A 14,786-nucleotide genomic window follows, 5' to 3' on the forward strand; every position below is an offset into this window, starting at 1 on the left:
AAATAAATACCCACTGCTATGACAGCGGGTTTGTCATGTTTCAGGCAAGACAATCAAAGGAGATGAGATGACTCAAGTCATCCTGGAGACAAAGCGTCTGACCAAAGAGTTCAGAGGCTTTACTGCGGTCAATGAGGTTAACCTGCAAATTCAGCGGGGACATATCCATGCCTTAATCGGCCCGAATGGCGCTGGTAAAACCACGTGCTTTAATTTACTCACCAAATTTTTAAATCCGACGTCCGGACAGATTTTGTTCAACGGTCGTGATATCACTGCCGACAAACCTGCACAGATAGCACGTCAGGGCATTATCCGATCTTTTCAGATATCCGCGGTATTTCCTCATATGACGGTCTTAGAGAACGTGCGCATTGGTTTGCAGCGGGCGTTGGGGAGCTCGTTTCATTTCTGGAAAAGTAATGTATCGCTGAATCGTTTGAATGACCGGGCCATGGATTTACTGGCTCAGGTGGATTTGACGGAGTTCGCCCATACAATGACGGTCGATTTGCCCTATGGCAGAAAACGCGCACTCGAAATTGCCACCACGCTGGCGATGGAACCAGAAATGATGTTGTTGGACGAGCCTACGCAAGGAATGGGGCATGAAGATGTGCACCGCGTGACTGAGCTGATTAAAAAAGTATCCGCTGGTCGGACCATTTTGATGGTGGAACACAATATGAAAGTCGTCTCCGGAATTTGTGACCGCATTTCTGTCTTACAACGCGGTGCGATATTGGCAGAAGGCTCGTATGCTGAAGTCTCAGAAAATCCGCAAGTGATGGAAGCCTATATGGGCAGTACTAGTGCTGAACTGGAAGGGGCACATGCATGAGTGTCGATGCACAAATTCCTAGTTTGGAAATTTCTGGCTTGCAAGCCTGGTATGGCGAGTCCCACATTTTGCATGATGTGAATTTACGTGTAAATCAGGGGCAGGTGGTAACCATCCTCGGCCGCAATGGCGCGGGTCGCACCACGACGATGCGCGCGATCATGGGTTTGACTGGGGCGCGTAAAGGCTCGATTAAAATTAATGGCATAGAAACCATCGCAATGGCGACACATAAAATTGCGCATCTTGGTGTCGGTTACTGCCCGGAAGAGCGGGGGATATTTTCGTCTTTATCCACAGAAGAAAATCTGATGTTGCCGCCTGCTGTATCGCGTCATGAAAAAGGCATGTCGGTAGAAGAAATTTATGCAATGTTTCCGAACCTGGCTGAACGTAAACACAGTCAGGGAACTCGCTTATCTGGTGGTGAACAACAGATGCTGGCGGTCGCCCGCATTTTACGTACCGGGGCAAAATTACTGTTGTTGGATGAAATATCTGAAGGTCTCGCTCCGGTGATCGTAAAAGCTTTGGCGCGCATGATTCTGACGCTCAAAGCGAAGGGATACACGATCGTCATGGTCGAGCAAAATTTTCGTTTTGCGGCACCTTTGGCGGATCAGTTTTATGTGATGGAACATGGGCAAATCGTAGAGAGCTTTTCTGCTGGGCAATTACAAGAAAAAATGCCGGTATTGAATCAGTTGTTGGGCGTCTGAAGTAGAACACATTGAAGTAGAAATTTGACATAAGTTCGCACAAAAAATCAGAGCAGGTATTGATCCTCATTTCTTGGAGAAGACACATGAAAACCACATCAAAATTTCTTAGTCTCGCAGTAGCAATGGCGTGCGCAGGATGGACCAGCGGTGCTGGTGCACAGGTATCCGGTGACGTTGTGAAGATTGGATTTATCAGCGATCTTTCTGGCGTGTATTCTGACATCGATGGTAAAGGCGGGATAGAAGCGATCAAGATGGCGATCGCGGATTTTGGCGGTACCGTGCTTGGGAAAAAAATTGAATTAGTCAGTGCCGATCATCAGAATAAAGCTGACATCGCCGCCAGCAAAGCGCGTGAATGGTTTGATCGCGATGGCGTTGACATGTTGATTGGCGGTACCAATTCTGGCACTGGTTTATCTATGGCGAAAGTCGCAGCAGAAAAGAAAAAACCATTTATTTCTATCGGTGCTGGCACGGCAGTATTGACTAACGCTGAATGTACGCCGTACACAGTTCACTATGCTTACGATACCGTTGCTTTGGCAAAAGGGACTGGTTCAGCGGTGGTGAAACAAGGTGGTAAAAGTTGGTATTTCCTGACCGCTGATTATGCGTTTGGTGCAGCCTTAGAAGGTGACACAACCAAGGTGGTGTCAGCGAGTGGCGGAACGGTCAGTGGGTCGGTCAAACATCCTTTATCAGCATCTGATTTTTCTTCATTCTTGTTACAGGCGCAATCCTCAAAAGCGCAGATTCTTGGCTTGGCGAATGCCGGTGGTGACACCATCAACGCGATTAAAGCGGCAAATGAATTTGGCATCACCAAGACCATGAAATTAGCTGGTTTGCTGATGTTCATTAATGATATTCACTCACTGGGTCTGAACCTGACCAATGGCATGTATCTCACTGATAGCTGGTACTGGAATCAGACGCCGGAAGCACGCACCTGGGCTCGTCGGTATTTTGAAAAAATGAAAAAAATGCCGTCTAGTTTGCAAGCCGCAGATTATTCTGCAACGTTGCAATATCTGAACGCCGTTAAAGCAGCGGGTAGCGATGATACCGATAAAGTCATGGCGAAATTGCGCAGTATGAAGTTCAACGATATGTACGTTAAAAATGGCTACGTACGCGCTGACGGCAGCATGATTCACGATATGTATCTGATGCAAGTGAAAGCGCAGGCGGATTCTAAAGAACCTTGGGATTACTACAAAGTGATTCAGACAATTCCGGGTGAACAAGCGTTTACCACCAAGGCAGATTCGAAGTGCGCGTTGTGGAAATAATGCGCATTGATCGTTGAATGTGAATGCTCTTGTCAGTGTCCGCGAGTACGCGTGGACGCTGACTTTCTTTGACATGTTTCCGTTTTTTCTGACGGATTTTTTTTGAAGAGTGCCATGGAAATTTTTGGTATTCCGCTACAGGCGATGCTGGGCCAATTGCTGCTTGGATTGGTGAATGGTTCGTTTTATGCGATGTTGTCGCTCGGGCTCGCAGTGATCTTTGGCCTGCTCAATGTGATCAATTTTGCGCATGGCGCATTGTATATGATGGGCGCTTTTTTGGCCTGGATGGGGCTGGAATACTTTGGCATAAATTACTGGTTTATGTTGATTGCCGCCCCCTTAATCGTTGCCGTGTTTGGCGTCGTGATTGAACGTACGATGTTACGCTGGCTCTATAAACTTGATCACCTGTATGGGCTGCTTTTGACCTTTGGTATCACGCTGATGCTGGAAGGGATTTTCCGTTCTGTATATGGTGTTTCCGGTCAACCGTATTCCGTTCCTGAAGCCCTTAGTGGTGCGACTAATCTGGGTTTCATGATACTGCCGAATTATCGCGCCTGGGTTGTTGTCGCATCGCTGGTGGTGTGTTTTGCGACTTGGTTTGTGATTGAAAAAACCAAGCTCGGCGCGTATTTGCGTGCTGGTACTGAGAACCCTAAATTGGTTGAGGCTTTTGGTGTCAATGTGCCTTTGATGGTGACATTAACTTACGCGTTTGGCGTGGGTTTGGCGGCGTTCGCTGGTGTGCTGGCAGCTCCGGTCATTCAGGTCTCACCGTTGATGGGATCAAACTTGATCATCACTGTATTTGCTGTGGTGGTGATTGGTGGAATGGGGTCGATACTGGGCTCTATCGTAACTGGTTTAGGCCTGGGTGTGATTGAAGGTTTGACACGTGTTTTTTATCCTGAATTATCAGCGACGGTGGTGTTTATCGTAATGGCGATTGTGCTGATGATACGTCCTGCTGGTTTGTTTGGAAAAGAAAGATAAGCGGAGCTGTGATGAATAAAAAAATGGCGTATGGAACGGCTCTGGTTTTATTGCTGGTGGCACCGCAGCTGATGTATCCAGTATTTTTGATGAAAGTCTTGTGCTTCGCGTTATTTGCTTGCGCCTTCAATTTACTGATCGGTTTTACTGGCCTTCTGTCATTTGGGCACGCGGCTTTTTTTGGTGCTGCTGGTTATGTATCAGGTGTGGTTTTGCGTGATGCGGGTTGGTCGTTCGAGGCCGGTATCCTCGCTGGCGTTGTGGTCGCTGCCACGATTGGTTTTGTGATGGGATCATTGGCGATTCGTCGGCAAGGAATTTATTTTACGATGATCACCCTAGCCTTGGCGCAAATGCTGTATTTCGTATTCTTGCAGGCGAAGTTCACTGGTGGAGAAGATGGGCTGCAAGGGGTGCCGCGTGGTAAGTTATTTGGTGTACTTGATTTGGGTTCCGACATGGCGATGTATTACGTTGTGTTAGCAATTTGTGTTGCTGGTTTTGTGCTGATTGTGCGGACGATTCACTCACCGTTCGGACAGGTTTTGAAAGCCGTTAAAGAAAATGAGGCACGCGCGATTTCACTCGGTTACGACGTCGATAAATACAAGTTGCTGGCGTTTGTATTGTCCGCGGCGATTGCGGGTCTTGCAGGTGCCACAAAAACAGTTGTTATCGGGTTTGAGACGTTGACGGATGCGCATTGGGCGATGTCAGGTTTGGTGGTGTTGATGACGCTGGTCGGCGGTTTGGGTACCTTGGTTGGGCCGATCGTTGGTGCGGTGTTGATCATTGCTCTTGAGGATAAATTGGGTGATATCGGATCATGGATTGCAGACGTATCCCATATTGAGTGGTTCCGCACACTTGGGGACTCGGTCACTTTGGTGACTGGATTTATTTTTATTGTCTGTGTGTTGTTATTCCGTAAGGGGATCGTCGGTGAACTGGCTGCTGTGTTCGGCGCTAAACGGAGTTCTGTTTCGCATTAAGTTTTTTATGATTTGATGGATAAAAAAGCCTCGCAAAGTAATTTGTGAGGCTTTTTGTTTTTTTGTGTTGGGAGTTGTGATGAACTTGTATTGTTTAAGAGCGATTTAAAGCATCCTAGCGAGCTTTTTTTGATAAATGCGAGGACTTATGTGTTTTGATTAAAATCTCGTCTTAATCAGCTTAGATTGACTTTCGCATCAACGATTTTGGGAGGGCTATCTCGTAGTTTGTGGAAAAAAGTGAAGTTGTCCACCGGTGGGTTAGTTTGATAGGCGTAAATAACATTCGGAACGGCTGTGGAAAAGTGTAAGACTATCCACAGCCTGTTTTGTTTTGAAAAAGGAAGAATTAATTTTCCGGGTTTCTCACTTACTAATGATGCTGGCTCGGTTGACTGTTTATCGATATTTGTTTGTCAAAAGAACCATTTTTTATAACGAATTTTATCCGGCTTTATAGAACTTCAGCGTAAATCGCTCTTGCTTGCTGCCACGTGACCTCACGCGGGTTATTGCCTAATAGGCGGGTCTGGAGCATGGCATCTGTGGTTATTTTGTCGAGGTCGCTTTCCTTGATGCCGACTTGCTGCAAACGGGTGGCAATGCCCAATTCGCCCGTTAATTGTTCAAGTGCATTAATCAAAGCGCTACTTTTTGCTTCGCTACTACCTTGCTCGTGTGGTGCAATAATGGCAGCGAGTTCGGCATAATGGGGATGTGCAGCACTTGCATTGAAGCGCAGCACGGCTGGTAAGACCAGTGAATTGGACAGGCCGTGTGGCACATGGAAAATTCCACCGATCGGATAGGCGAGGGCATGTACTGCAGCGCAGGGGGCGTTGGCAAACGATTGACCGGCAAGGAATGCACCCAACAACATGGCCTGACGGGCGGCCAGATTCTGTGGTTCACGACAAACCGTGCGAATGTTATTCCATAGTAGTTGCAGCGCTTGCTTTGCCAACATGTCCGACATGGGGTTCTTTTTATGTTTGGTGGTAAAGGCTTCGATCGCATGAACCATCGCATCTATACCCGTGGCGGCACTGACTGCAACAGGTAACCCCAAGGTTAATTGTGCATCGAGAATTGCGATGTCGGCGTAGAGCTGCGGTGCGACGACGCCCATTTTGCTGGTTTCTCCCGTGGTTACAATGGCAATGGGTGTTGCTTCGGAACCGGTACCGGCGGTGGTTGGTATTTGAATCAGGGGAAGACGTTGACCTTTGATATTGCCGATGCCATACATGCTACTTAATTCTTGTTCATTACCAGTCAAAATGGCGATCAGTTTGGCGACATCCATTGAACTGCCGCCACCAAAACCAACTACCAGATCGATACCCAGGATGTGCGCTTGAGATGCGGCGGCGAGCACGACCGCTTCAGGTGGATCAGCGACGACATCAGAGAACACGCTGACCTCAATTTGCTGCGCTCGGATATTATCAATCGCCGCTTGCATTAATCCGGTTTTCAGGAAGCCGGCATCGGTGACCAACAATACATGTCTGGCTGCAGGGTAGTGAAGGGCAATGGTCTGGCCTACGTGATTTGCGGCGCCAGTCTGGCTGATGATATGTGGGACAGTCTGAAACTCGAAGTGATTCATGCGGATATTTCCTGTTCTGGTAAAAGATACTGAAAACTGTATGACCTGAGTGGGGAGAGACTTGTTATCCTCTCTAGCTTGCCAGAACTTTGTTCTTTACGCAAAACTGTCGGAAAATTGGTTTGTAGCACGGAAATTTGTTGATTGTTGGAATAAGGTTAATAGCATGGTCGATATATTGTTGTTGGGTGGTGCGGCATTCTTTGCTGGGTTTGTTGATGCAATCGTTGGTGGTGGGGGATTGGTACAAGTACCAGCTTTGTTTTCTTTGATGCCAGGTACAGCACCTGCTACTTTATTGGGCACAAATAAATTTGCCGGTATTTGGGGCACGGGTGTAGCGGCGAAAAACTATTTGCGTAAAGTTCGCATACGTTGGGAGATGGCATTACCTGCCGCGGTGGCAGCATTTGTGTTCGCTTTCGCTGGAGCATATCTGGTTACGCATGTATCTCCGGATCAGTTACGTAAAGCGTTGCCGTTTGTGTTGGTTGGTGTGGCGATTTATACGTTTAAGAAAAAAGAGTTTGGCGCTTTGGATAAACCTGTGTTTTCTGGTCGTAAAGAAATTCTGCTCGGTATGTTAGTGGGTGCTACGATTGGATTTTATGATGGGTTCTTTGGCCCTGGTACAGGTAGTTTCTTTATGTTTTTGTTTGTACGTTTTTTTGGCTACGACTTCTTACGTGCTTCGGCTGTCGCGAAGGTGTTGAATGTGGCGTGCAATGCCGCAGCCTTGTCTTGGTTTGGGTTTAGCGGACATGTCCTGTGGATATTGGGTGCAACAATGGCAGTGTGCCAGGTGGGTGGTTCTTTGTTGGGTTCCCATATGGCGATTAAGCATGGCACCGGTTTTGTACGAAAAATGTTTTTGTTTGTGGTGGTCGCATTGATTTGCAAAACAACTTATGATGGGTTTTTGAAGTGATTGTTTCACGTGAAACAATCGGTGTATATTTTAAGACACTACTACACAAACTAGAATTGATTAAAATTTAGTCATTCTTTCTTGTCGGTTTGCCCTTTTTTACTCCTGCTCCCAATGTTTCACGTGAAACATTGGGACTTATTTTTTGTAGATTCGCATTTTGAAAACTGCTGCAACGCGAAAACAAACTATAATCGTGCCTCTTAAGTCCTTGTTTGTCAGAAGCTAGCCATGTTTTATCCTAAAGAATTTGATGTGATTGTCGTTGGTGGTGGTCACGCCGGTACAGAAGCTGCCCTCGCCGCCGCGCGAATGGGGCAGTCCACATTGTTGTTGACCCACAATATCGAGACTCTTGGTCAGATGTCCTGCAATCCATCTATCGGTGGCATTGGTAAGGGGCATTTGGTGAAAGAGGTTGATGCCATGGGCGGTGCAATGGCAATCGCCACAGATGAGGCAGGGATACAGTTTCGCATTCTGAACTCGTCAAAAGGCCCGGCAGTTCGAGCAACCAGAGCGCAGGCGGACCGCATTTTGTACAAACAAGCGATCCGTAGCCGTCTGGAAAATCAACCCAATCTGTGGTTGTTCCAGCAGGCAGTGGATGACTTATTGGTCGAAGGAAATCGCGTCGTTGGCGCGATAACCCAAGTCGGTATCCGCTTCCGTGCACGCGCGGTCGTTTTGACGGCAGGGACTTTCCTTGACGGAAAAATCCACGTTGGCCTGAATAATTACTCCGCAGGTAGAGCCGGTGATCCACCAGCGATATCGCTGTCTGCCCGTTTGAAAGAATTGGCTTTGCCTCAAGGACGCCTCAAAACTGGCACGCCGCCAAGGATTGACGGCCGTAGTATCGATTTCTCTGTCATGCAAGAACAGCCTGGTGATCTCGATCCTGTACCAGTGTTCTCGTACATGGGAAATGCCGCGATGCATCCTAGGCAGGTTCCTTGCTGGATTACACATACGAACGAAAAAACACACGATATTATTCGTGCCGGTTTAGATCGTAGCCCGATGTATACCGGTGTGATTGAAGGTGTTGGACCACGTTACTGCCCATCGATCGAAGACAAAATCCATCGCTTCGCGAGCAAAGAATCGCACCAGATCTTCCTTGAGCCCGAAGGTCTGACTACCAATGAGTTTTATCCCAACGGCATCTCCACCAGCCTGCCATTCGATGTGCAACTGGAATTAGTTCGTTCTATGCGCGGTATGGAAAACGCTTATATCCTACGCCCAGGCTATGCGATTGAATATGATTACTTCGATCCTCGTGGTTTGAAATCATCCTTAGAAACCCGCCAGATTGAAGGCTTGTTCTTTGCCGGACAGATCAATGGTACTACCGGATACGAAGAAGCAGCAGCGCAAGGTATGTTGGCAGGTTTAAATGCCGCCTTGCAAACTCAGGGTAAAGATGCGTGGGTGCCACGCCGTGATGAGGCGTATCTTGGTGTATTGGTCGATGACCTGATTACCAAAGGTGTACAAGAGCCTTACCGCATGTTCACCAGCCGTGCAGAATTCCGTCTCAGTTTGCGTGAAGATAATGCCGATATGCGGCTGACCGAAATCGGTCGCCAGCTTGGTTGTGTCAGCGATACGCAATGGCAGATGTTTGAACAAAAGCGTGAAAGTGTTGCACGTGAAATGGAGCGCTTACGTTCTACCTGGGTTAATCCACGTATCCTCGGTGCTGAAGAAGCCGAGCGTGTGGTTGGTAAAGCACTCGAACGTGAGTATTCATTGGCTGATTTGTTGCGCCGTCCACAAGTGACTTACAACAGCCTGATGGGGTTGGTTGGTATCGAAGGACAAGCTTTAGCTGGCCCTGGTGTTAATGACGAAGCAGTACGTGAACAGGTCGAAATTCAAGTTAAATATGCAGGCTATATTGACCGCCAGGCCAAAGAGGTTGAGCGTCATGCACACTTTGAAAACCTCAAAATGCCTGCGACGTTTGACTATATGGAAGTCAACGGCTTATCTATCGAAGTGCGCCAAAAATTGAATAAGCATCAGCCAGAAACTCTGGGGCAGTGTGGTCGTATCTCTGGCGTGACTCCGGCAGCCATTTCGTTGTTGCTGGTGCATTTGAAAAAACGCGGTTTTAAAGAATTTGCCGCCGCCCCGGAAGTACTGGAAGAAACAATGCCCGCAGCAGGAGAGGTTTGATGAGTATCAACGATACGAGTGCTTTGCGTAACATGCTCGCCGACGGTGTGCAAGAATTAGATCTAGCTTTAACAAGTGCGCAAATAGATAAGATGATTGTTTATTTGTTGCTGCTATCAAAATGGAACTCCGTTTATAATTTAACAGCAATTCGTGATCCTAAAGAGATGGTCAAGCAGCATTTGCTCGATTCTCTGTCGGCGGCACCGGCTTTTGTTAATGCAAAAAACGTACTGGATGTTGGTGCGGGCGGCGGTTTGCCTGGCATGATGTTGGCGATTACCTATCCGGATACTCGGGTTTCTATGATCGACACGGTCAGTAAAAAGACTGCCTTTCTGAGTCAGGCAAAAACCGAACTCGGTTTGACGAACGTGACTGTACACACTGGCCGCGTGGAAGCTTTGCAAGTAAAAGAGAAATTTGACGTGATTACTTCACGTGCCTTTTCTGAACTGTGTAACTTCATTAATTGGTCGGGACATTTGCTGGCTGATGGTGGTCAATTTATCGCCATGAAAGGTGTGGCACCAGCGCAGGAAATCGAGCGGCTACCTGAGGGCTGGCAAGTCACAGGCATGCAAGCTTTGTCGGTGCCGGGTTTACAAGCAGAGCGGCATCTTGTTTTTGTTAAAAAATCCCCAGTCTGAATCACCCACGGAAAACCTGTATGGCAAAAATCTTTTGTGTAGCAAATCAAAAAGGTGGCGTGGGCAAAACCACTACCACTGTCAATCTTGCCGCCGGACTGGCGAAATTGGACCAACGTGTTTTACTGGTCGATCTTGATCCTCAGGGCAACGCCACGATGGGCGCGGGGATTAACAAAGCAAAATTAACCTCTTCTGTGTATGAAGTATTGCTCGGTATCTCGGACGTAGCGACGGCTCGTTTGCGTTCCGAATCAGGCCGATTTGATGTATTGCCAGCCAATCGCGAACTGGCCGGTGCTGAAGTTGAAATGGTGGAGCTGGAGAATCGTGACAAGCGCTTGCGCGATGCTTTAGCGGTCGTCAGTGCTGATTATGATTTCATCCTGATTGACTGCCCACCTGCCTTGTCGATGTTGACCCTGAACGGTTTGTGCGCCGCCCATGGCGTGATTATTCCTATGCAGTGCGAATACTATGCGCTTGAAGGTTTGTCAGATCTGGCCAATACCATCAAAAAAGTCTCTGCAAATTTGAACCCGGATCTCAAAATTGTGGGTTTGTTGCGTGTCATGTTCGATCCGCGCATGACCTTGTCTCAACAAGTTTCTGACCAGCTGGAACAGCATTTTGGCGACAAAGTCTTTAAAACTCTGATCCCACGCAATGTGAGGTTGGCTGAAGCGCCATCGTATGGCATTCCTGGCGTGGTTTTCGATCCCTCGTCCAAAGGTGCACAGGCTTACATCGCCTTCGGTGCAGAAATGGTCGAAAGAATTAAACAGTTGGAAAAATGAATATGGTCATAAAAAAACAAAAGGGTTTGGGACGTGGTCTCGACGCCTTGCTTGGTGGTGCAGGTGATTTTGCGGATGCCGTACCAACGGTCAGCGGTGCACCAACCAGCCTGTCAGTTCAGCATATGCAAGCTGGTAAATATCAGCCACGTACCCGTATGGATGAGGGGGCACTGGCAGAACTGGCCGCATCGATCAAAGCGCAAGGCTTGATGCAACCAATTCTGGTACGTCCTATCGGACAAAATAACGGCGTTACCCGGTATGAAATCATTGCCGGCGAACGTCGTTTCCGTGCCTCACAAATGGCTGGTCTGGAAGAAGTGCCAGTATTGGTGAAAGATGTGGATGACCAGGCCGCGGCAGCCATGGCTTTGATTGAGAATATTCAGCGTGAAGATCTCAATCCTTTGGAAGAAGCGCAGGGCATACATCGCTTGATTACCGATTTCTCATTTACCCATGAGCAAGCGGCAACGGCGGTGGGCCGTTCACGTAGTGCTGTGTCCAATTTGTTGCGTTTGATGAACCTGGCCAAGCCAGTACAAACCATGTTGATGGCAGGCGATATCGATATGGGGCATGCGCGTTCTTTGCTTGCTACCGATGCGGCAACCCAGATACAGTTGGCAAATCAGATTGTGGCAAAACGCATGTCGGTGCGTGAAGCAGAAAAGCTGGTGGCAAAAACCACGTCTGAAATGAATTCGCCAGGCAAGCCACGCGACAAAGCTGAGAAGTCGCGTGACATTACGCGACTCGAAGAAGAGTTATCCGATTTGCTGGCAACCCAAGTGACATTGAAAATGGGAAGCAAGGGCAGGGGGCAAATGCTGATCGACTTTGCCGATCTTGATTCTTTGGATGGCGTGATTTTAAAAATACGCGGTCAGTAAAAAATAACATGAAGCTGCAAACCAATTTGGTTTTGCAGCTTTTTTTTCGTCCCCGTTTTTGAATGGGTCATTTTTATTCTCATGGTGCGTTCCACGTGAAACTTCTTACTCTCCCAGGTTTATACAACTCCGGTCCCCAGCATTGGCAAAGCTTATGGGAAACCAGCTTGCCCAATATCGAACGGGTGCAACAAGAGAATTGGGATCAACCTGAACTCGATGTTTGGATGGCCAAATTATCCGCTCACATAGACAATTGTAAGGAAGACGTTATTTTGGTCGCGCATAGTTTGGGCTGTGCGTTGGCCGTACACTGGGTTGCGTCGCTCAAGACATCGGCGTTACACGTGAAACAAGTTAAAGGCCTGTTTTTGGTGGCAGCGCCAGATGTAGGACAAAATACGTTTCCAGCACCCAGCTTTAGTCCTATGCCAGAAAATCGCCTGCCGGTACCTAGTATTCTGATCGCTTCGGATAATGATCCTTGGTGCGATGTTGCATTAAGCGGACATTGGGCACACTGCTGGGGAAGCGAATTTCATTCGCTAAGCGCGAAAGGCCACATCAACAGTGAATCGGGTCTCGGCAATTGGGAGCAAGGCCAGAGCTGGTTGAAGAAGTTGGTGCCAATAGGCTGAAGTTGCAAAAAAAATAGGCAGTGTCTCATTCTGGTGCACTGAAGGTATCGTTTGACGTTATTACGCACTACCACGTATAATTCCGTGGTTTTGATAGGCAAGGATTTACGCTGCCCGATAATATTTCGAGGCAAATGCGGTGAATTCGAGCAAGATCTATAAATTAAGTGAGGAAAGCATGGCGCGTATCGTACTGCTGCAAATGGTGGCAGCTCTGGTCGTCGCGCTTGTTGCTGGTGTATTTGGGACGATTTCTTTAGCATTTTCAGCCTTGTTAGGTGGACTGTGCTGTGCAATTCCAAACGCTTTTTTCGCGTTGCGCCTGACGATGAGCGCCCGAAAGCCTGGAGGAGCCAACCCGATGAGTTTTTTCATCGGTGAATTTATCAAGATTGGACTAACAATCGGCCTGATGGCTGCGGTTGTTACCTTGTACCACGATGTCAACTGGCCGGCTTTTTTGATCGCCTTCATCGTAGTACTGAAAAGTTATTTCATTTTACTCTTTAGACAACGACCATGAGCGCAACCGAGAACGCACCAACAGCGTCAGAATATATTGTCCATCACTTAGGACATTTTTCGACCCATCACCAAGATAAAATTGTTGATTTTTCTATATTAAATTACGACACCATTATCTGGTCACTTTTCGCCGGTATTGTCGGCAGCCTCGTATTGTGGCTGGCTGCACGTAAGGCGACTTCCGGCGTACCAGGTCGTTTTCAGGCAGCGGTAGAGATTTTGGTTGAAATGGTGGAAGAACAGTCCAAAGGCATTGTTCATGGTGATCGTACGTTCATCGCTCCGATGGCACTGACCGTGTTTGTCTGGGTTGCTTTGATGAACTCCCTTGATTTCTTGCCAGTCGATATGTTCTCTGGCTTGTTCCGTTTATTAGTTAGTCTGGGTGTTGCCCCTGAATCCCTGACCGACATGCACCACCGTGTGGTACCAACTTCCGATTTGAACGGAACCATCGGTATCTCTTTAGGCGTATTGGCTTTGATGCTGTATTACAGCGTTAAAATCAAAGGTTTGGGTGGTTTCCTGTACGAACTGGTGGCCGCGCCTTTTGGCATCTGGTTGGCGCCGTTCAACCTGATTCTGCAAGTCATCGAATTCGCGGCAAAAACTGTTTCATTGGGTATGCGACTGTTCGGTAACATGTTTGCAGGCGAATTATTGTTCTTGTTGATCGCTTTATTGGGTTCAATGGCAACAGTATTTGGTGTTGCAGGTCACCTGATTGCAGGTTCCATCTGGGCGATCTTCCATATTCTGATTGTGTTCTTACAAGCGTTTATTTTCATGATGTTGACACTGGTCTATATCGGTCAAGCGCACGAACATCACTAAGATTGCAGTAAGTAGTAAGTGTTGATTTAGTTTTAGTTTTTTGGTTTTAGTTTTAGCTTTTTATTATTTTTAACTTTTAAGGAAATGTCATGACTGATTTATCTTTTGTTGCTTTGGCTTGCGGTTTGATCATCGGTTTGGGCGCGATCGGTGCTTGTATCGGTATCGCTATCATGGGTGGTAAGTACCTGGAAGCATCTGCACGTCAACCAGAATTGATGAATACATTGCAAACTAAGATGTTCTTGTTGGCTGGTCTGATCGACGCTGCGTTCCTGATCGGTGTTGGTATCGCTATGTTGTTCGCGTTCGCAAACCCGTTCCACGCTTAATAGTCTTTCCTTTTCGTGCCGGAAGTCGCTGGCTTCTGGCTTGATCCATCTAGATAAGGAATTACCGTGAACCTTAACTCAACTTTGTTTGTTCAGTTTGGGGTTTTCTTCATCTTGGCATTGTTCACCATGAAGTTTGTGTGGCCGCCACTGATGAACGCGCTCGATGAGCGCGCTAAGAAAATCGCTGACGGACTGGCAGCTGCCGACCGTGGCCGCGCTGAAATGCAAGCTGCTGAAAAGCGTGTGCAAGCTGAATTGGCTGGTGCGCGTGATGAAGGCCAAAAACGTATCATTGACGCAGAAAAACGCGCACAATTGATCATCGAAGAAGCCAAGAACACTGCATCCACTGAAGCTGCTCGCATCGTCGCTGCTGCTCAGGCTGACGCAGAAAATCAAGTTACTAAAGCACGCGAAGAATTGCGCGACCAGGTTGCTACATTAGCAGTCAAAGGCGCAGAACAAATTCTGAAACGTGAAATCAACGCATCCGCTCACGCAGATTTGTTGACTCAACTGAAAACCGAGCTGTAAT

At 47.6% G+C, this 14,786-nt stretch carries 16 protein-coding genes; 15 read left to right on the plus strand and 1 reads right to left on the minus strand.

Annotated features, from left to right (window positions below; all coding sequences use genetic code 11):
* Positions 1–67 precede the first annotated feature (67 nt).
* The 5 genes from ACO0KY_RS16385 to ACO0KY_RS16405 all read left to right on the plus strand — a co-directional run bounded on the left by ACO0KY_RS16385 (position 68) and on the right by ACO0KY_RS16405 (position 4,849).
* A complete protein-coding gene (locus tag ACO0KY_RS16385; RefSeq protein WP_423047834.1) occupies positions 68–841 on the plus strand; it encodes an ABC transporter ATP-binding protein in 774 nt (257 codons plus the stop codon).
* Positions 838–1,560 (plus strand): ABC transporter ATP-binding protein, encoded by a 723-nt coding sequence (locus tag ACO0KY_RS16390; RefSeq protein ID WP_423047836.1) that lies wholly within the window; start codon positions 838–840, stop codon positions 1,558–1,560. The genes ACO0KY_RS16385 and ACO0KY_RS16390 overlap by 4 nt, the downstream gene beginning before the upstream one ends.
* Before the next feature lie 125 nt (positions 1,561–1,685).
* Positions 1,686–2,858 carry an ABC transporter substrate-binding protein gene (locus ACO0KY_RS16395; protein WP_423047900.1) on the plus strand — a complete coding sequence of 391 codons (1,173 nt, stop codon included), beginning with the start codon at positions 1,686–1,688 and terminating at the stop codon, positions 2,856–2,858.
* Between the two features lie 114 nt (positions 2,859–2,972).
* Entirely contained in the window at positions 2,973–3,857 is an 885-nt protein-coding gene (locus ACO0KY_RS16400) for a branched-chain amino acid ABC transporter permease (protein WP_422992307.1), read from the plus strand.
* Positions 3,858–3,868: 11 nt separating this feature from the next.
* Positions 3,869–4,849 carry a branched-chain amino acid ABC transporter permease gene (locus ACO0KY_RS16405; RefSeq protein ID WP_423047838.1) on the plus strand — a complete coding sequence of 327 codons (981 nt, stop codon included), beginning with the start codon at positions 3,869–3,871 and terminating at the stop codon, positions 4,847–4,849.
* Between the two features lie 454 nt (positions 4,850–5,303).
* Here ACO0KY_RS16405 and ACO0KY_RS16410 read toward each other — a convergent pair whose 3' ends face one another.
* On the minus strand, positions 5,304–6,461 hold the full coding sequence (locus ACO0KY_RS16410; RefSeq protein WP_423047840.1) for an iron-containing alcohol dehydrogenase: 1,158 nt from the start codon (positions 6,459–6,461) through the stop codon (positions 5,304–5,306).
* Positions 6,462–6,627: 166 nt separating this feature from the next.
* Here ACO0KY_RS16410 and ACO0KY_RS16415 point away from each other — a divergent pair, with 166 nt between their 5' ends.
* From ACO0KY_RS16415 to ACO0KY_RS16460, 10 genes are all read left to right on the plus strand, one after another.
* Positions 6,628–7,389, plus strand: coding sequence for a sulfite exporter TauE/SafE family protein (locus ACO0KY_RS16415; RefSeq protein ID WP_423047842.1), 762 nt, complete (start codon positions 6,628–6,630; stop codon positions 7,387–7,389).
* A gap of 231 nt (positions 7,390–7,620) precedes the next feature.
* Positions 7,621–9,576, plus strand: coding sequence for a tRNA uridine-5-carboxymethylaminomethyl(34) synthesis enzyme MnmG (gene mnmG / locus ACO0KY_RS16420; RefSeq protein WP_423047844.1), 1,956 nt, complete (start codon positions 7,621–7,623; stop codon positions 9,574–9,576).
* A complete protein-coding gene (rsmG, locus tag ACO0KY_RS16425; RefSeq protein ID WP_423047846.1) occupies positions 9,576–10,226 on the plus strand; it encodes a 16S rRNA (guanine(527)-N(7))-methyltransferase RsmG in 651 nt (216 codons plus the stop codon). Before mnmG ends, rsmG begins: the two co-directional genes overlap by 1 nt.
* A 20-nt stretch (positions 10,227–10,246) precedes the next feature.
* Positions 10,247–11,023 carry a ParA family protein gene (locus tag ACO0KY_RS16430; protein WP_423047848.1) on the plus strand — a complete coding sequence of 259 codons (777 nt, stop codon included), beginning with the start codon at positions 10,247–10,249 and terminating at the stop codon, positions 11,021–11,023.
* A 2-nt stretch (positions 11,024–11,025) separates the two neighbouring features.
* On the plus strand, positions 11,026–11,919 hold the full coding sequence (locus tag ACO0KY_RS16435; RefSeq protein WP_186911986.1) for a ParB/RepB/Spo0J family partition protein: 894 nt from the start codon (positions 11,026–11,028) through the stop codon (positions 11,917–11,919).
* A 95-nt stretch (positions 11,920–12,014) separates the two neighbouring features.
* Positions 12,015–12,557 (plus strand): RBBP9/YdeN family alpha/beta hydrolase, encoded by a 543-nt coding sequence (locus ACO0KY_RS16440; RefSeq protein WP_423047850.1) that lies wholly within the window; start codon positions 12,015–12,017, stop codon positions 12,555–12,557.
* A gap of 178 nt (positions 12,558–12,735) precedes the next feature.
* Positions 12,736–13,080: an ATP synthase subunit I gene (locus tag ACO0KY_RS16445; protein ID WP_423047852.1), complete on the plus strand. Its 345-nt coding sequence runs from the start codon at positions 12,736–12,738 to the stop codon at positions 13,078–13,080.
* Complete coding sequence (atpB, locus tag ACO0KY_RS16450) at positions 13,077–13,916, plus strand: F0F1 ATP synthase subunit A (RefSeq protein ID WP_423047854.1); 840 nt, start codon at positions 13,077–13,079, stop codon at positions 13,914–13,916. The genes ACO0KY_RS16445 and atpB overlap by 4 nt, the downstream gene beginning before the upstream one ends.
* 89 nt (positions 13,917–14,005) lie before the next feature.
* Positions 14,006–14,248, plus strand: coding sequence for a F0F1 ATP synthase subunit C (gene atpE / locus ACO0KY_RS16455; protein WP_186911982.1), 243 nt, complete (start codon positions 14,006–14,008; stop codon positions 14,246–14,248).
* A gap of 66 nt (positions 14,249–14,314) precedes the next feature.
* Entirely contained in the window at positions 14,315–14,785 is a 471-nt protein-coding gene (locus tag ACO0KY_RS16460) for a F0F1 ATP synthase subunit B (RefSeq protein ID WP_186911981.1), read from the plus strand.
* Position 14,786: the final 1 nt, after the last annotated feature.

Origin of the sequence: Undibacterium sp. Dicai25W, assembly GCF_049340505.1 — a bacterium.
In the GTDB taxonomy this organism is placed as follows: Bacteria; Pseudomonadota; Gammaproteobacteria; order Burkholderiales; family Burkholderiaceae_D; genus Undibacterium; species Undibacterium jejuense.